Here is a 16815-nt window from a genome sequence, read left to right on the forward strand (position 1 = left end):
CATAAATATCATTAGGTATTTTAATTAATCATCACGCTATTTAAGCGATGTATTTTAATTTCCACTGTTTAATCTGACTATTGGGATTAATTAATACAAACTCATAATGTTCAAAATGAGAAAGTACCTTTTTAAATTCCAGTGCTGCTTTATCTAAAGCCCACGATTTAGGGAAATAAAAGCCATCAAAAGGGATGTTTTCAAGTTGTGCACTAAATTGATGAATAAATTCATCAAACCCAGCATAAAAGAGTGCGATTTTTCCAGACCAATTAATGTGATAAGTATTATCTTGTTGGCGCTGGAAGTGAATTTGATGATTTTTACATGCATCATGACCTAATAAGTAAATACTGAAAGCAGGGACTTCTGCTCTTTCTTCATATTCATCTGTATCACTATCGATTTGAGGGGCAATATCAACATTAAATTGATGAGTAATAAAGTTATCAAAATCGAACGGCGTATTTCCTGTGCTGAGCAAAATACCTTGGTCGTCAGACCAATAAGTTGAGGAGAGTGTACAACAGTGATAATTATCCCAAACAATGGGAGCTTGCCAGTGAGCTAGGCTGGTATATTCTTCTTCGTCATCTGATTCATCTTCGTCGATATCATCCAGATAATCCTCCCCTTCACTTAAATAGTAATCGGCACTTCTAAGATGAAGATCAAACCAAAGTTGACCATGTTTATCTAATCGACCTGACCAGACAAATTCTGTAATTTTATGGGATTTCGGATAGGCACTATCAATAAAAGTAATGGTACGTACTGGTGTGGTCATGGTCTGTTTTCTTTTAAATATAGGTTTGTTTACTAGGGTAATAGAGTGATAACTATCAGCATGATTATGATAAAAGTGATGCTCACTCTAAAATATCATACATTACACGGTGTAATAGAACTCAAATAAGTGAGATAGTGATGTTAATGGCATTAAATCAGCAACTACCTATTCCTTCTGCAATACATGAAAATGGAAAAGAAGAGAGATGGCCATTAATTGATAACAAATATGCCTTTCCCAAAGATTATATTGCGTTTATTACCCAATATGGATCAGGTCAGGTAGCTGATTTTATAACGTTATTTAATCCCTTTAGCCAAAATGACTACATTAATTTTTTCCAGCAAAAAGAGCAGATCCTTGAAGATTTCAGCTCATTAATCAATGATGATCCTAATTACTATCGTTTTGTTCTATATCCAAAATGTAATGGGCTTTTACCCATTGGTGTCACGGATAATGGAGATACGCTTTTTTGGGTTGTTTTATCAGAAAATAGTGAGCTTTGGACAATGGCAATTATTCCATCTAGAGGATCAGAGGTAGAATTTATTGCAGAGAGTCTGACAGGGTTTTTAGAGGGAGTTTTATCAAAACGAATACGTTGCCAATCATTCCCTGAGGGATTTCCATCAGAAAAAATGATATTTAGCCCAGAAGTTTGATGAGTTATTTTCCTATGGGGAGTTGAGTCACAAAATAGGAAGTAGCAAGTCCAATAAAGATAGAAATGCTAAAGCTAATCAGTGTACCTAACATAACATATTCTGTTAGCTTTTTATCTTGATCATTTTGTAATTCACCAAATCTAAATATTGATTTAGCTGCTAATAAAAAGCCAATTGCTGCAAATTGATTTAAAAGAATAAAAGTTAAGATTAGTGTTCTTTCTAAATAACCAATAGATTGACCCGCAGAAACGAGTGTTGAGCCTTCTACTGCAACAGGTGTCCATTTCTTTAGTAACATATAAATAAGGCTCGAAATAGGCTTTAAAATAATGATGTAGGCAAGAACAACAATAAGATATTTGTAGTTAATATTTTTAAAACTAAGATCATGGAATATTTGAGTATTTTGATCAACAAGCACTATCCATAAAAAGGTAATCACGAATAAATGAAGAGCTTGATCAGTAATAAACCATCTTAAAGAGTTATCAGTATAAGATTTACCAAGATCAAAAAAATAATGTGTTATTAATATAATTACACTATAAATGAAAATAAAACTAAAACTTATCTCAGACATTAAAACTAGAATAATAAAGGTTATTCCAGCGTGCAGTAGTGAGTGTAAGTAAAGCTCTTTAGATTTGTAATGTAGAGCATTTCGCGCTTCTATCCATGCTTTAGGTTGTAAATAAAAATCAAAAGTAATATGAGCAATATAGAGAGAAATAAGAAGCGTAAAATTATACATATCAATAAGCCTTGTTAATTAAATAATTAAAGTATTGAATATATTCATCTATTAACTGGTAGTGGCTAGCGTTCAATAATCGTGTAATATTACTTCTCGATTTTTTTAATTCATTGGCAATAGCATAATGAGATTTATCTTCATTAACCATATATTTAAGTAAAACTTGCGCTTGTGCTCGAGTTATTTCTTTAAGTTGTATATCTAAGTATTTAGTCACTAAAGTAATATTTTTTTGAAATTCTTTATCTGATGTTGATATTGTTAATATTTCACTTTTCATCTTATCTAATCCTTCGCCCGATAAGATAAAGGCTTCCCCCATTGATGTTCTAATATCATTACGCAATGAATTAATTTGACCGATACCAATACTTTGACGAGCACTGATGTTTAATTCTGACGTTTTCAATGCTAATTGAATAACGATAGCAACTTTAATGGCATCACAAGCATGTAAGCAAACAAGTTGGAAGGAGTCACCGCGATATCTGTCATATTTAAGTGGTAACTGTTCTGAGAGTAATTGAACCGTTTGCTCCAAGGTATAGAGCATAACATCATAGTTTTCAGGTGTGATGTTTCTAGAGTCTATGATATCACCTGTAACCACACTTACGATGTCTTTATTCATTAGCTTGCTCTTATTATTTTGTGAGAGAAATAGAATGAGTATAGTGATCTTTTACTCAGTTATTTAATTGAAATACAAAAGAGGATGTTACCATATTTGGTAACGTACTCAAATGTTACCATATTGGGTAACTTAATGATTTATGTTATAGAGCAAGTGTGAAAAATAGGCAACAAAAAAGCCTTTTCTGGAAAACCAGAAAAGGCTTTTTATAAAAATAGACCTAACTGACTAGGATCAGTTCATGCCGTATTTTTTCAGTTTCTTACGCAGTGTGCCGCGGTTAATGCCCATCATTTGCGCTGCACGCGTTTGGTTGCCACGGGTGTACTGCATTACCATGTCCAACAATGGCTGTTCAACTTCCGCCAATACTAGCTCATATAAGTCATTAACATCTTGACCATTTAATTGAGCAAAATAGTTCTTCAGTGCTTGTTTAACTGAGTCACGTAAAGGTTTTTGGGTCACCTGATCTTGTGAATTTACGGTGGCAACTGTTAGTACGTCTGAATTTACGCGTTGTTCGAACATAGTTCTGTCAGCTCTTTTATTTATTTACGCAAAAAATTTTCGAAATATGCTTCCAACGCCTCCAGCTGTTCGCTGGCATCCTCTATGGCGTTGAAGGAGCGCCGAAACTGGTCATCAGGGGCATGTTCCTTGAGATACCAAGAGACATGCTTGCGTGCAATGCGAGTTCCTTTGCCTTGACCGTAAAAGTCGTGCAACTCACGCACATGCTTTTGCATTATTTGTTGTACCTCTGCAATCGGCAGAGGGGGCAACAGTTCACCTGTGTCCAGATAGTGCTGGATTTCCCGAAAGATCCAGGGTCTTCCCTGAGCAGCGCGACCGATCATCAAAGCATCGGCTCCAGTGTAGTCTAATACTGCTCTGGCTTTTAGCGGGTCTGTTATGTCTCCATTCGCAATAATGGGAATAGAAACACTCTGCTTAACTGTCCGAATACTGTCGTATTCGGCTTCCCCTTTGAACAAACACTCGCGTGTACGTCCATGAATAGTGAGAGCCTGAATACCACAACGTTCAGCCAATTTGGCAATCTCTACACAGTTACGTTCATCAGGTGACCAGCCAGTACGGATCTTGAGAGTAACAGGAACATCTACCGCGTTAACCACAGCAGAGAGGATCTCTGCGACAAGGTCGGGATGACGAAGTAGTGCTGAACCGGCTAGCTTTTTATTCACCTTTTTTGCAGGGCAACCCATGTTAATGTCGATAATTTGAGCGCCACTATCTGCGTTTATTTTCGCAGCTGCCGCCATATCAACGGGATCACTTCCTGCAATTTGTACGGAGCGGATCCCCAATTCATCACTATGTACCATTCGTAATCGAGACTTGTCTGTCTGCCAAACCTGAGGATTGGAAGAAAGCATTTCAGAAACTGTCATACCCGCACCCATATCATAGCAAAGTGACCGAAAAGGTCGGTCTGTAACGCCAGCCATGGGAGCCGCGATAAGGCAATTTTTTAACTGATACTGTCCGATTCGCATAGATGAAAAGAGGGCCAAACTGTGACTGCAAGGGCGCGTATATTACGCATTTTTTGCCAGATATGAAAGGACAAAGTTTAACCAAATTGCGAAAAAAAGTTACTTTTTTACACTTGATTTTTTATGAATTGATTATTTAATCAATAAAAACATAATGTTATCTGTTTTTAAAAAATTAAAAATTGATGATGTAGAATTGATAAACAAGTGGAACTAAGTAGAGTTTATCAGGCAAAAATGTGATTAATGCCTGATAAACAATAATTAAGTGAAATATTAACGTAATGAGATTATCTCATTTTGGTTAATATTTGTTCGATGTTATTTTTTCACACCGGTAATACGGCACCACTCTTCTTTTTCGGCAACAGGATCTAAGTTAAATAGTCCTTCATAGGCGGCTGCTACACCTTCTGCTTGTGTCGCTAACACACCAGAAAGGCCTAGGTGTCCACCTTGACGTGGCAGTGTACTGATAACAGGTGCAAGTTCACGCAATGGACCTGCTAAAATATTGGCGACGACAACATCGGCACTGAGGTTATCAGGCTGGTCTTTTGCAAGATACAGTGTGAGTGCGTCAGAAACGCCATTACGCTGTGCATTATCACGGCTTGCTTGGATGGCTTGAGGATCGATATCAATACCAATTGCTTTAGCTGCACCCAGCTTTAATGCCGCAATAGCTAAAATGCCAGAGCCACAACCGAAGTCGATAACGGTTTTACCCTCTAGATCTAATCCATCAAGCCACTGAAGGCATAATGAGGTAGTAGGGTGGGTACCTGTACCAAACGCAAGGCCAGGGTCTAGCATGACGTTTACGGCGTTAGGATCAGGTACTTCACGCCAGCTTGGGCAAATCCATAAACGCTCGCCAAAACGCATCGGGTGGAAGTTATCCATCCATTCACGTTCCCAATCTTTATCTTCGAGTTGTTCAACTTTGTGCAGGAAGCCTTTACCGAGTAGTGGCGTATTTTCTAACATCGCCACAACGATTTTCATGTCAGTTTCTGCATCATATAAACCGATAACGTCAGTATCACCCCAAAGGCGAGTTTCACCCGGTAACGGTTCAAAAATAGGGGTATCGTGACTATCTTGGAAAGTCACTGAAACGGCACCGCTTTCAACCAATTCATCACCAATAGCTTCTGCATTAGCGGCGGTTGCATTAAGTCTTAATTGTATCCAAGGCATAATTAGTCTCTTTAAAAACGAATTCACTGTAATGATGCTGATTGAGGCAGAGTATGCTCTCCAAATCGATTAGCCACAAGAAACGCGACTAAGCTCAATAACAGTGATGGAACAATGGGGTGAAATCCAGCGATCTGGATGTTAAATGTCGCAAGGGTGGCATAGAGTGTGGCACCTGTGATCATGCCCGCAATAGCACCATAACGGTTAGCTTTTTCCCAATAAAGCCCAAGAACTAAAGGCCATAAGAAAACAGCTTGTAGGCCACCAAAAGCAAGTAAGTTAAGCCAAATAATCATTGATGGTGGGTTCCATGCTGCAAATAGCAGTAACACACCTAAAATCAAGGTCGAAAGGCTCGATAAACGAGAGATGCGTTTCTCGTTAGTTATCGCATGCGGAGCGATATTGAGATAGAGATCTTTGACCAAAGTTGCTGACGATTGTAACAGTTGCGCATTTATCGTCGACATAATGGCGGCCATAGGCGCAGCAAGGAAAATACCGGCTGCAATAGGCGGCAATACTTCAACCATTAATGTTGGAATAACTTGATCAGGAACCGTGAGATCAGGAATGATCGCCCGACCTAATGCGCCAGCAAAGTGCATACCAAACATCAATAATGACATCACGATTGTGCCAATAATGATCCCTTTATGCATGGCTTTACTGTCTTTGTAAGAGATGCAATGTACCGCAGTATGTGGCAAGCCAATAACACCAAAACAGACAAGTACCCAGAATGATGCCATAAACGGGCCACTTAAAATCCCATCAGCCCCTTGAGGAGAGGTTAATGCAGGATCGATGGTATTGAGTTTTTGTATCGCAACATCTAATCCACCTGCTTTATAGATAATGGCAAACAGGAGAATAAATGTACCAAGTAGCATCACAAGGCCTTGTAAGGTATCGTTTAATACGCTGGCTCTAAATCCGCCAATCGCAGTATACAGCGCAATGGAGATCCCAAAGATCAGCAAGCCGAATTCATAAGGAATGCCTGCTGCAGTTTCTAATAAGCGTGCTCCACCAATAAATTGAACAGTCATCGCGCCGACAAAAGCGACTAACAGGCTTAAACTGGCAAACCAGACGAGGAAACGACTTTTGTAACGAGCATAAAGCATGTCATTTAAGGTAACAGCATTATAACGGCGCGCTAAAATGGCAAACTTTTTCCCTAAAACACCCAAAGAGAGCCAAATAGCGGGAAGTTGGATCATTGAAAGTAATACCCAACCAATACCGTATTTATAGGCAGCACCCGGCCCGCCAATAAAGGAGCTTGCACTGACATAAGTTGCAGTGATAGTCATGGCTAGCACGAAGCCACCCATTGAGCGGTTACCAAGAAAATATTCGTTAAGAAATTCGCCTTTTTCGCGCTTACGATAAGCATAAGCTGACAGCAGAAAAACTAACAGAAGGTAGCCAATCAGTGGCACTATGACCTCAGTTTGCATCGTCATGCTCATCTCCTAACGGCATATCTTTGAAAAAGTAGCGCACCATCAGATAGCACAACAGAAAAAACAAAACAGGTAGGAATAAGCATGAAAGCTCAAACCAAAGAGGTAAACCAGTAATGCCTAGTGTGTTATCAGGTAAATAGGCGGTAATTAACCAACCCAACAAATACATAAAAGTTAAAATTAGGGCCCAAAGGGCTTCTTTGTGGGCCTGAACAAAACGTTTGTCCATCTGTTCTCCCAATCTTAATAGGGTTAAAAATGAATGGGAGGATTGTACGGGAAAGTGAGTATTGATTCAGTGAAAATTAATCACAAAGTCATGAGGGAATATTAAAAATAGATTATCTTATTGTTTTTAAATATAAATATGAAAGAAAACAGTACAGGTTTTAATTAAGAAATGCGTTTAATTTGTCCTCTATGGATCTGTTTATGGCGGGTCATCAGCAATAAAAAAGGCATAGTAAATAAACTATGCCTTTTTTTGTTAAGCGAGAAAGATTATTTCTCAGCTAAACCTAAACGTTTTTCAAGGTAGTGAATGTTTGTACCACCTTTTTGGAAATTCTCATCATTCATAATGAACTGGTGCAGTTCAATATTGGTTTTAATACCATCAATGATAAGTTCCGCCAACGCATTTTTCATACGAGAGATCGCGATTTCGCGTGTTTCACCGTAAGTGATCAATTTACCAATCATTGAATCATAGTGAGGTGGAACAGTATAACCTGCGTAAATATGCGATTCCCAACGCACACCAAATCCACCTGGTGAGTGGAAGCGAGTAATTGTACCCGGGCTTGGCATGAAGGTTTTTGGATCTTCTGCGTTGATACGACATTCAATTGCATGACCATGAACGTTAACTTGATCTTGCGTTACTGATAAAGGTAAGCCAGATGCAATGCGTAACTGTTCTTTGATTAAGTCGATGCCTGTGATCATTTCTGTTACTGGATGTTCAACCTGAATACGGGTGTTCATCTCAATAAAGTAGAATTCGCCATTTTCATACAGGAATTCGAATGTACCTGCACCACGATAGCCGATTTCAATACATGCGTTCGCACAGCGTTCGCCGATATTTTTACGGATTTCAGGGGTAATACCTGGTGCTGGAGCTTCTTCAACAACTTTTTGGTGACGACGTTGCATTGAGCAATCACGTTCAGCCAAATAGATTGCATTACCTTGACCATCAGCCATAACTTGAATTTCAACATGGCGTGGGTTTTCAAGGTATTTTTCCATGTATACCATGTCGTTGCTAAATGCCGCTTTTGCTTCTGCACGCGTCATTGTAATGGATTGTTCTAGATCTTTTTCAGCACGAACAACACGCATACCGCGTCCACCACCGCCACCAGAGGCTTTGATGATAACTGGGTAGCCAATACGTTTAGCAATTTCAATATTTTTCGCAGTGTCGTTACCCAAAGGACCGTCCGATCCTGGTACACAAGGAACACCCGCTTTTTTCATCGCTTCAATAGCAGAAACTTTATCACCCATTAGACGGATGGTTTCAGCTTTCGGGCCGATAAAAATAAAGCCAGAGCGTTCAACTTGCTCTGCGAAATCAGCATTTTCAGACAGGAAACCGTATCCTGGATGAATGGCTTGTGCGCCACTGATCTCAGCCGCTGCGATAATTGCAGGGATATTTAGGTAACTTTTTGCTGAAGCAGCGGGACCAATACAGATAGTCTCGTCTGCCAGCAGAACGTGTTTTAAATCACGGTCTGCCGTGGAGTGAACAGCAACTGCTTTGATCCCAAGCTCTTTACATGCTCTTAGGATACGCAGTGCAATCTCACCACGGTTGGCAATGAGGATTTTTTCTAGCATGGACCTGCCTCGTTATTCGATAACAAAGAGTGGAGCGTCAAACTCAACGTTGTCGCCATCTTGGCAAAGGATAGATTTAACAACACCCGCTTTGTCAGATTCAATCTGGTTCATCATTTTCATTGCTTCAACGATGCACAGAGTATCGCCTACATTGACTTGCTGACCGACTTCAACAAATTTCTTAGCTTCAGGGCTTGGTGAGCGGTAGAACGTTCCGACCATTGGTGAACGAACAACGTGACCGCTGATTTCTTGCGTTGGTGTAGCCGCTGGTGTTTCTGGCGCTACAGGCGCAACTGCATTTGCTAATGCAGGTTGAGGTGCCACTGGTGCCGCAAAATATTGCTGAGGAGCCATTTGACCCTGAAGACCAGAGTTACGACTAATACGTACTGACTCTTCACCTTCAGAGATTTCCAGTTCAGAAATGCCAGACTCTTCGACTAGCTCGATCAGTTTTTTAATTTTACGAATATCCATGAGTTGATTCCGTACTCTTTTTGATGTTTTTTATTAAGACAAGCGGCTGACCGCTGCCTGTAAAGCAAATCGATAACCTTCTGCACCTAATCCACAGATTACGCCTGTTGCGATATCAGAGAGATATGAATGGTGACGGAAAGGCTCCCGACTGTAGACATTGGACAGGTGAATTTCAATAAATGGAATATTCACCCCTAATAATGCATCACGCAGTGCAACACTGGTATGCGTGAAAGCTGCAGGATTGATTAATATATAATCGACATTACCCCGAGCTGCATGAATTTTATTTATCAGCTCAAATTCAGCGTTAGACTGAAAATGACTGAGTTTCACATTTAATGCCTGAGCATCTGCTGACAAACTTTGAACGATATCATCCAGAGTTAAGTGTCCGTAGGTTTCCGGCTCTCTTGTTCCAAGCAGGTTTAAATTCGGACCATTCAGGAGCAAAATATGAAAATTTTCCGACATTATGCTTCTATCTCCGTCAATTCGTCAACGAAATGACAAAATAACCTGTGCTTTTCGTTTTGTCATCTTTTATTGTATCCATTGCTACGATACATATCACAAAGTCCGACATTATAGACATTTCACAGAAGATAACAGCAAAATACTGGTCTAATCAGGGAATGAAGGGTTTATTTTGATGAAAAGTTAAAAGTTTTTACAAGATTGTAAACGCGAGAAAGCAAAATAAACAGGTGTCTAAAAAATAATCATAACACCACGTTATTTATTGATGTCACTGGAAATCTGAACTTCTTTGAGAACAATCATCAATATATATCATAAATGTGATCTGAATCACAATTTCATATTCGTTTCACACACAAAGAAGCTTATTCTGGCACTAAATAAGGTGAATTAATGCCAGAAATAAGCAGATAAAAACCGAGAATTAGCAAAAAAATGCCGTAAACCCTCGCCTAATGCGGGTGGGGAGCAGTTACAGTTTTACTAAGGTTCTACCTGTCACTTGATTATCCATAATCATCTGAGCATAACGAGGAACTTCATCAAGTGTAATTTCTGTCATCGCTTGCTGATAGAACGTTTCTGGTAGTAATTTTAATAAACGTTGCCAAACCTGAGCGCGTTTTTCTGCTGGGAAATAAACAGAATCGACGCCTTGTAAGCGAACATTACGTAAAATAAAAGGCATGACAGTTGTTGGTAAAGAGAAACCGCCAGCTAATCCACAAGCCGCTACTGTTCCGTTATAGTTTGTCTGTGACAGAATATTGGCAAGAATTTGCCCACCTACGGTATCAATTGCACCCGCCCAGCGTTGTTTATCTAAAGCTCTGCCCGCAGGCTCAAACTCTTCACGAGTGATAATATTTTTGGCGCCAAGTTTGCGTAAATAGTCATGGTTACTCGCTCTGCCACTTAATGCGGTAACTTGATAGCCTAATGCTGTTAGCAAACTAATAGCGGTACTTCCGACACCACCACTGGCTCCAGTGACTAAAATATCACCACTTTCAGGTGTAATGCCGCCTTGTTCTAATGCCATCACACAAAGCATGGCAGTAAAACCCGCAGTCCCAATTATCATGGCATTTTTTAAAGAGAGTCCTTCTGGCACAACGGTTAACCAATCACCTTTTACACCTGCCTTTTGTGCAAGGCCACCCCAGTGATTTTCACCTACTCCCCAGCCGGTTAATAAGACATGTTGACCAATGTGGAAGCGAGGATCTTCGGTGTGATGAACAACACCCGAAAAATCGATACCCGGCACCATTGGAAATTGGCGCAGTATTTTTCCCTTGCCCGTGATAGCGAGCCCATCTTTATAGTTAAGCGTTGAGTAATGAATATCGACAATAACCTCATGAATAGGCAGTATTTTTTCATCAATGTTTTGTACGTTGGTACTGAGTTTGTTGTCATTTTGTTCTACTAATAATGCTTTCATCTTGACCCCTCATCGATTTCTATTTGTGTCATGATAGGTGATTTTTTAGATCTCGTCGTGATTGTGCACAATATCTATTGTAATAATGAGACAAATAATCCTTTTTTAGTGTATAAACGGGGGTTCTACGTTTATTGGTGCAGAGATTATTCTGAGTTTTATATCTTGGTAATTAGATAACACCGTTAATGGGTTACGATTGGATAAAAATTAGCATTTCTCTTTATGCTCGAAATAAAGATAATGTGTTGTCTTAGAAGTATTCGAGGTGGGTACTTTGGTTGTTATCTCAGTCAAATTTTGCCAGTGAAACACCATTTAATATCAATAGAATAATTGTGCTTATTCAAATGAATAAATTTTATTTGAACTTGCAATGAGACTTTTGAGTCACAGTGTGGCAACTAAGTAAGATTTTTCTTTATTGATGTGAACGTTGTTTGTATTGTTACATAAGTCAAATATAAACAGCGTAGGATCGAAATTATGCGTTAATCGTTCTAATTAGCCCATTTTTATGCAGTTTTTTTCTGCTCCAATTGGGAAAAGTAACGTAGAATATTGTGCCTTTATGATTATTTACGTGTCCACTTTAATCTAAGTAGTGAATCGCGCCTTGTCGCTGCTTATTGTGGTTGATAGAGTAGACGGATTTTTCCGTCCCGGCTTGCAGGATTATCCTTTCGTATGTTTAAAAAATTTCGTGGCATGTTTTCCAACGATTTGTCTATTGACTTGGGTACCGCCAATACCCTTATTTATGTCAAAGGACAGGGTATTGTTCTCGATGAACCCTCCGTTGTCGCTATTCGCCAAGATCGCGCTGGCACATCAAAAAGTGTTGCAGCTGTAGGGCATGAAGCCAAACAGATGTTAGGGCGTACACCTGGGAATATCGCTGCTATCCGTCCAATGAAAGACGGTGTGATTGCTGATTTTTATGTAACCGAAAAAATGCTTCAGCACTTCATAAAACAGGTTCATAACAATAGCTTTATGCGTCCAAGTCCTCGTGTATTAGTTTGTGTACCAGTAGGAGCCACTCAAGTAGAACGCAGAGCTATCCGTGAATCAGCATTAAGTGCGGGTGCTCGTGAAGTGTTCTTAATTGAAGAACCTATGTCTGCGGCAATCGGTGCAGGCTTACCTGTTTCTGAAGCAACAGGCTCAATGGTGGTCGATATTGGTGGTGGTACAACAGAAGTTGCCGTGATTTCATTAAACGGTGTCGTTTACTCTTCTTCTGTTCGTATCGGTGGTGACCGTTTTGATGAAGCTATCATTAACTATGTGCGTCGTAACTACGGCTCACTGATTGGTGAAGCAACCGCAGAACGTATCAAACACGATATCGGTTCAGCTTATCCTTCTGATGAAGTCAATGAGATTGAAGTTCGCGGTCGTAACCTTGCAGAAGGTGTACCTCGTAGCTTTACTTTAAACTCTAATGAAATTCTTGAAGCATTACAGGAACCATTAACGGGTATCGTTAGTGCAGTGATGGTTGCATTAGAACAATGTCCACCAGAATTGGCCTCTGATATTTCAGAGCGCGGCATGGTATTAACTGGTGGTGGTGCATTATTACGTAACCTAGACCGTTTATTAATGGAAGAGACAGGTATTCCTGTGATTGTTGCTGAAGATCCTCTGACTTGTGTCGCTCGTGGTGGTGGTAAAGCATTAGAAATGATCGATATGCACGGTGGCGATCTGTTTAGCGAAGATTGAGATTAATTCTAACAAGGGAGAATGGATTCCCCCTTGATGAGAATATTAACACCTGTTCTTTTACTTCTCCGTGTGAGTGATCTTAGAGTTTATGAAGCCAATTTTTAGTCGGGGTCCTTCCCTGCAACTAAGATTAATAATCGCCGTGGTTGTCGCTATCTCTTTATTGATTGCTGATAACCGTATTGGTGCATTTTCTAAAGTCCGCCAGTATCTTGATACTGCTGTTAGTCCCTTCTATTTTCTTGCAAATGGTCCACGCCGTTTCCTTGATCAAATTTCAGAAACATTTGCCACGCGTGAGCGTTTACAATTTGAGAATCAAGCGTTAAGAAAAGAGTTATTAGTCCGTAGCGGAGAAAGCCAATTACTGGAGCAATTTAAGCAAGAGAATGCCCGTTTACGAGAATTACTTGGTTCACCACTGCGCCAAAATGAACAAATGACAGTAACGCAAGTTTTGTCTGGGAATAGCACGCCTTATCGAGATCAAGTGGTTATTGATAAAGGAACCAACGATGGCGTCTATGAAGGACAACCTGTTATTAGTGATAAAGGCGTTGTGGGACAAGTTATTGCCGTAAGTGAGCTTACGAGTCGTGTACTATTAATATGCGACACTTCTCATGCATTACCTGTACAAGTTTTACGTAACGATATTCGTGTTATAGCTTCTGGTGCGGGCTGTGCCGATGATTTATTGTTAGAAGCATTACCTGCCAATATTGATATTCGTGTAGGCGATGTTTTAGTGACATCAGGATTGGGCGGCCGTTTCCCAGAAGGGTATCCTGTTGGTGTGGTATCTTCAGTTAAAGTGGATAATCAACGGGCTTATTCCGTGATTAATGTTCGACCTTCAGCAGAGCTACAACGTTTACGCTATTTGCTTTTATTATGGAATGCATCAGACAAAATGGGAGAGCCTCCTCTACCTTCAGAGGTTTATCACGCGGCTAATGAGCGTTTAATGCAACTGATGCCTCAAGTTTTACCTAATTATGAACAAGCAGGGCCACCGCTTCCTCGTTCTATGTCTCAAGAGCCGTTAGACAGTACGACAGAAGAAACTAACGGAACCACGACACCAGCAACAACACCTGCTGCAACAAATACACCTACTAGTACAAATAGAAGTAGGTAGACACGATGAATCCATATCAAAGTCGTGGGCGTTGGGTTGTTTGGCTCTCTTTTCTTGTCGCATTAGTTTTACAAATTATGCCGTGGCCAGAACAGTTAGAAGTGTATCGACCTATTTGGCCGATGTTATTTCTTATTTATTGGATAACAGCAATACCTCATCGTGTTAGTGTCGGAACCGCATTTGTCTTAGGTATGATTATGGATCTAGTCCAAGGAACTACCCTAGGTGTCAATGCATTGGCCTATACTTTAGTGAGTTATGTCATCGCCTTTAAATATCAGCTTTTTTGTAATTTAGCGTTATGGCAACAAGCCTTAGTGGTAATGTTAAGTGTTGTCGTTGTTGATCTTGCTGTATTTTGGGCAGAATTTTTACTTTCACCTGTGACTTTTCACCCTCAAGTATTCTGGAATAGCCCAGTCAGTGGTATTCTTTGGCCATGGCTTTATTTTTTACTTCGCAAAATCCGTCACCAGTTTTTAGTTCACTAAGTTATTGGATCATGGCGGTCACTTTTGCGTTACCGTCATGAGGACATTATTTGTGACCACACTTTACCTTGCTTCCAGCTCACCAAGAAGACGTGAACTTCTCGCGTTATTAGATGTTGAATTTAGTATTATCACGCCAGCAATTGATGAAATTTGGCAACAAGGTGAAAAACCAGAAGAGTATGTTCTTCGTTTAGCAAAAGAAAAATCACAAGAAGGTGTAAGACAAGCACCTCAAGATTATCCCGTTTTGGGCTCTGATACTATTGTGGTTTATGATGGTCATATTCTTGAAAAACCTCGTGATAAAACCCATGCTGCGCAAATTCTACGTTCACTCTCAGGCGCAACACATCAAGTGATGACAGCAATTGCTATCTCTAATAGAACACACACATTGAGTCAATTAGTCGTCACACACGTCACTTTTAGAGTGATGACAGAGAGTGAGATTAGCGCGTATATTGAGTCAGGAGAGCCAATGGATAAAGCTGGCGCTTACGGTATTCAAGGAAAAGGAGGCCGTTTTGTTCAACGGATTGAGGGGAGTTATCATGCTGTTGTCGGATTGCCTCTTGTTGAAACCGAAGCATTGATAGCTCAATTTTCGTCTCTAGCTAATGAGAAGGAGATTTCATGACAGCAGAGTTATTAGTGAATGTGACGCCTTCTGAAACCCGTGTCGCCTATATTCGCGGAGGCATACTTCAAGAAATCCATGTTGAAAGAGAAGCTAAACGAGGTATCGTCGGAAACATCTACAAAGGTCGGGTAAGTCGCGTATTACCCGGGATGCAAGCTGCATTTATTGACATCGGGCTGGATAAAGCCGCTTTTCTACATGCTTCTGATATTATGCCTCACACGGAATGTATTGCTGGAGAAGAGCAGAAGAAATTTAATGTTCGTGATATCGCGCAACTGGTGCATCAAGGGCAAGATTTAATTGTACAAGTGGTTAAAGATCCTTTAGGAACAAAAGGCGCTCGCCTTACCACGGATATTACATTGCCTTCTCGCTATTTAGTGTTTATGCCTGGTGCGTCTCATGTAGGCGTTTCTCAGCGAATTGACAGTGAAGAAGAGCGCGAGCGCTTAAAACAATTGGTTGAAGAGTATTGCGATGAAAATGGCGGCTTTATTATTCGTACCGCTGCCGAAGGTGTTGGTGAACACGAAATTAAGCAAGATGCTGCCTTTCTTAAACGCCTATGGAATAAAATCATTGAGCGTAAGAAAAGAAATAAAACCCGTATTCAAATTTATGGCGAATTAGCGTTAGCCCAGCGTATTTTACGTGATTTTGCAGGCTCTGAATTAGATAGCATACGAGTTGATTCTAAATTGACCTACAATCAACTACAGGAATTTATTGGTGAATATATTCCTGAATTAACCGCTAAACTTGAATTACACCAAGGTAATCAGCCTATTTTTGATCTCTATGGTGTAGAAAGTGAAATTCAGCGGGCTTTAGAGCGCAAAGTTGAATTGAAATCAGGAGGTTACCTGATTATCGATCAAACTGAAGCAATGACCACTATTGATATCAATACAGGGGCATTTGTTGGTCATCGAAATTTAGAAGAAACTATTTTTAATACTAATATTGAAGCAAGCCAAGCCATTGCCCGTCAATTACGGTTACGTAATTTAGGCGGTATTATCATCATTGACTTTATTGATATGAATAATGATGAACATAAACGCAGAGTATTGGCATCACTTGAACAAGCGCTAAGTAAAGATAGAGTGAAAACAACGATTAATGGCTTCTCTCAACTTGGCTTAGTAGAAATGACACGTAAAAGAACGCGGGAAAGCCTTGAACATGTGCTTTGTGATGACTGCCCAACTTGCCAAGGGCGAGGTACGGTAAAATCAGTTGAAACAGTTTGTTATGAGATTTTACGTGAAATAGTGCGCGTGCATAAAACGATTGATGCAGATCGCTTCTTAGTTTACGCCTCCTCAGCAGTTGCAGAAGCATTAAAAGGCGATGAATCACATGCATTAGCAGAGGTTGAAATTTTTGTCGGTAAACAAGTGAAAGTGCAAACTGAGCTACTCTATAGTCAGGAGCAATTTGATGTGGTGATGATGTAATGGATTCGCCTTCCTAATGAATA

Annotated in this window: 18 protein-coding genes; 6 read left to right on the forward strand and 12 right to left on the reverse strand. The window is 40.0% G+C overall.

Going from position 1 to position 16815, the window contains the following annotated elements:
- Positions 1-40: 40 nt before the first annotated feature.
- Positions 41-787: a hypothetical protein gene (locus tag JEP36_RS09255; protein ID WP_198619265.1), complete on the reverse strand. Its 747-nt coding sequence runs from the start codon at positions 785-787 to the stop codon at positions 41-43.
- A 140-nt stretch (positions 788-927) separates the two neighbouring features.
- Here JEP36_RS09255 and JEP36_RS09260 point away from each other — a divergent pair, with 140 nt between their 5' ends.
- Positions 928-1455, forward strand: coding sequence for an SMI1/KNR4 family protein (locus JEP36_RS09260; protein ID WP_232805438.1), 528 nt, complete (start codon positions 928-930; stop codon positions 1453-1455).
- Positions 1456-1459: 4 nt separating this feature from the next.
- On the opposite strand, the gene JEP36_RS09265 is transcribed toward JEP36_RS09260, so the two are convergent.
- The 11 genes from JEP36_RS09265 to acuI form a co-directional block, all read right to left on the reverse strand.
- On the reverse strand, positions 1460-2212 hold the full coding sequence (locus tag JEP36_RS09265) for a DUF3307 domain-containing protein (protein ID WP_198619267.1): 753 nt from the start codon (positions 2210-2212) through the stop codon (positions 1460-1462).
- 1 nt (position 2213) lies between these two features.
- On the reverse strand, positions 2214-2846 hold the full coding sequence (locus JEP36_RS09270; RefSeq protein WP_198630120.1) for a hypothetical protein: 633 nt from the start codon (positions 2844-2846) through the stop codon (positions 2214-2216).
- A 237-nt stretch (positions 2847-3083) separates the two neighbouring features.
- The gene (gene fis / locus JEP36_RS09275) at positions 3084-3380 is read right to left on the reverse strand and encodes a DNA-binding transcriptional regulator Fis (RefSeq protein WP_004245342.1); all 297 of its coding nucleotides are present in this window, start codon (positions 3378-3380) and stop codon (positions 3084-3086) included.
- Between the two features lie 20 nt (positions 3381-3400).
- Positions 3401-4372 (reverse strand): tRNA dihydrouridine synthase DusB, encoded by a 972-nt coding sequence (gene dusB, locus JEP36_RS09280; protein WP_069368388.1) that lies wholly within the window; start codon positions 4370-4372, stop codon positions 3401-3403.
- Between the two features lie 321 nt (positions 4373-4693).
- On the reverse strand, positions 4694-5575 hold the full coding sequence (prmA, locus tag JEP36_RS09285; RefSeq protein WP_198619269.1) for a 50S ribosomal protein L11 methyltransferase: 882 nt from the start codon (positions 5573-5575) through the stop codon (positions 4694-4696).
- A 23-nt stretch (positions 5576-5598) separates the two neighbouring features.
- A complete protein-coding gene (gene panF / locus JEP36_RS09290) occupies positions 5599-7044 on the reverse strand; it encodes a sodium/pantothenate symporter (protein WP_198630136.1) in 1446 nt (481 codons plus the stop codon).
- Positions 7034-7282: a YhdT family protein gene (locus JEP36_RS09295; protein ID WP_023582900.1), complete on the reverse strand. Its 249-nt coding sequence runs from the start codon at positions 7280-7282 to the stop codon at positions 7034-7036. The genes panF and JEP36_RS09295 overlap by 11 nt, the downstream gene beginning before the upstream one ends.
- 272 nt (positions 7283-7554) lie before the next feature.
- Positions 7555-8904 (reverse strand): acetyl-CoA carboxylase biotin carboxylase subunit, encoded by a 1350-nt coding sequence (gene accC, locus JEP36_RS09300; RefSeq protein ID WP_109371980.1) that lies wholly within the window; start codon positions 8902-8904, stop codon positions 7555-7557.
- A 12-nt stretch (positions 8905-8916) separates the two neighbouring features.
- On the reverse strand, positions 8917-9387 hold the full coding sequence (gene accB, locus JEP36_RS09305; RefSeq protein ID WP_023582895.1) for an acetyl-CoA carboxylase biotin carboxyl carrier protein: 471 nt from the start codon (positions 9385-9387) through the stop codon (positions 8917-8919).
- A gap of 33 nt (positions 9388-9420) precedes the next feature.
- Positions 9421-9864 (reverse strand): type II 3-dehydroquinate dehydratase, encoded by a 444-nt coding sequence (aroQ, locus tag JEP36_RS09310; protein WP_006535378.1) that lies wholly within the window; start codon positions 9862-9864, stop codon positions 9421-9423.
- A gap of 478 nt (positions 9865-10342) precedes the next feature.
- The gene (gene acuI / locus JEP36_RS09315; RefSeq protein ID WP_198619271.1) at positions 10343-11317 is read right to left on the reverse strand and encodes an acrylyl-CoA reductase (NADPH); all 975 of its coding nucleotides are present in this window, start codon (positions 11315-11317) and stop codon (positions 10343-10345) included.
- Between the two features lie 687 nt (positions 11318-12004).
- On the opposite strand from acuI, the gene mreB reads away from it, so the two are divergent.
- From mreB to rng, 5 genes are all read left to right on the forward strand, one after another.
- A complete protein-coding gene (gene mreB, locus JEP36_RS09320; protein WP_023582893.1) occupies positions 12005-13048 on the forward strand; it encodes a rod shape-determining protein MreB in 1044 nt (347 codons plus the stop codon).
- Positions 13049-13139: 91 nt separating this feature from the next.
- The gene (mreC, locus tag JEP36_RS09325) at positions 13140-14192 is read left to right on the forward strand and encodes a rod shape-determining protein MreC (RefSeq protein WP_109371976.1); all 1053 of its coding nucleotides are present in this window, start codon (positions 13140-13142) and stop codon (positions 14190-14192) included.
- A gap of 5 nt (positions 14193-14197) precedes the next feature.
- Entirely contained in the window at positions 14198-14686 is a 489-nt protein-coding gene (gene mreD, locus JEP36_RS09330; protein WP_100159963.1) for a rod shape-determining protein MreD, read from the forward strand.
- 52 nt (positions 14687-14738) lie between these two features.
- Positions 14739-15326, forward strand: coding sequence for a Maf family protein (locus JEP36_RS09335; RefSeq protein WP_196532389.1), 588 nt, complete (start codon positions 14739-14741; stop codon positions 15324-15326).
- On the forward strand, positions 15323-16792 hold the full coding sequence (gene rng / locus JEP36_RS09340) for a ribonuclease G (protein WP_109371972.1): 1470 nt from the start codon (positions 15323-15325) through the stop codon (positions 16790-16792). The genes JEP36_RS09335 and rng overlap by 4 nt, the downstream gene beginning before the upstream one ends.
- Positions 16793-16815: the final 23 nt, after the last annotated feature.

This window comes from Proteus sp. PR00208 (assembly GCF_016238545.1).
GTDB lineage: Bacteria > Pseudomonadota > Gammaproteobacteria > Enterobacterales > Enterobacteriaceae > Proteus.

Bases quoted from the DNA above. Each gene is read 5' to 3' on its own strand.
- JEP36_RS09255 (WP_198619265.1), bottom strand. From the start codon at position 787: ATGACCACACCAGTACGTACCATTACTTTTATTGATAGTGCCTATCCG.
- JEP36_RS09260 (WP_232805438.1), top strand. From the start codon at position 928: ATGTTAATGGCATTAAATCAGCAACTACCTATTCCTTCTGCAATACAT.
- JEP36_RS09265 (WP_198619267.1), bottom strand. From the start codon at position 2,212: ATGTATAATTTTACGCTTCTTATTTCTCTCTATATTGCTCATATTACT.
- JEP36_RS09270 (WP_198630120.1), bottom strand. From the start codon at position 2,846: ATGAATAAAGACATCGTAAGTGTGGTTACAGGTGATATCATAGACTCT.
- fis (WP_004245342.1), bottom strand. From the start codon at position 3,380: ATGTTCGAACAACGCGTAAATTCAGACGTACTAACAGTTGCCACCGTA.
- dusB (WP_069368388.1), bottom strand. From the start codon at position 4,372: ATGCGAATCGGACAGTATCAGTTAAAAAATTGCCTTATCGCGGCTCCC.
- prmA (WP_198619269.1), bottom strand. From the start codon at position 5,575: ATGCCTTGGATACAATTAAGACTTAATGCAACCGCCGCTAATGCAGAA.
- panF (WP_198630136.1), bottom strand. From the start codon at position 7,044: ATGCAAACTGAGGTCATAGTGCCACTGATTGGCTACCTTCTGTTAGTT.
- JEP36_RS09295 (WP_023582900.1), bottom strand. From the start codon at position 7,282: ATGGACAAACGTTTTGTTCAGGCCCACAAAGAAGCCCTTTGGGCCCTA.
- accC (WP_109371980.1), bottom strand. From the start codon at position 8,904: ATGCTAGAAAAAATCCTCATTGCCAACCGTGGTGAGATTGCACTGCGT.
- accB (WP_023582895.1), bottom strand. From the start codon at position 9,387: ATGGATATTCGTAAAATTAAAAAACTGATCGAGCTAGTCGAAGAGTCT.
- aroQ (WP_006535378.1), bottom strand. From the start codon at position 9,864: ATGTCGGAAAATTTTCATATTTTGCTCCTGAATGGTCCGAATTTAAAC.
- acuI (WP_198619271.1), bottom strand. From the start codon at position 11,317: ATGAAAGCATTATTAGTAGAACAAAATGACAACAAACTCAGTACCAAC.
- mreB (WP_023582893.1), top strand. From the start codon at position 12,005: ATGTTTAAAAAATTTCGTGGCATGTTTTCCAACGATTTGTCTATTGAC.
- mreC (WP_109371976.1), top strand. From the start codon at position 13,140: ATGAAGCCAATTTTTAGTCGGGGTCCTTCCCTGCAACTAAGATTAATA.
- mreD (WP_100159963.1), top strand. From the start codon at position 14,198: ATGAATCCATATCAAAGTCGTGGGCGTTGGGTTGTTTGGCTCTCTTTT.
- rng (WP_109371972.1), top strand. From the start codon at position 15,323: ATGACAGCAGAGTTATTAGTGAATGTGACGCCTTCTGAAACCCGTGTC.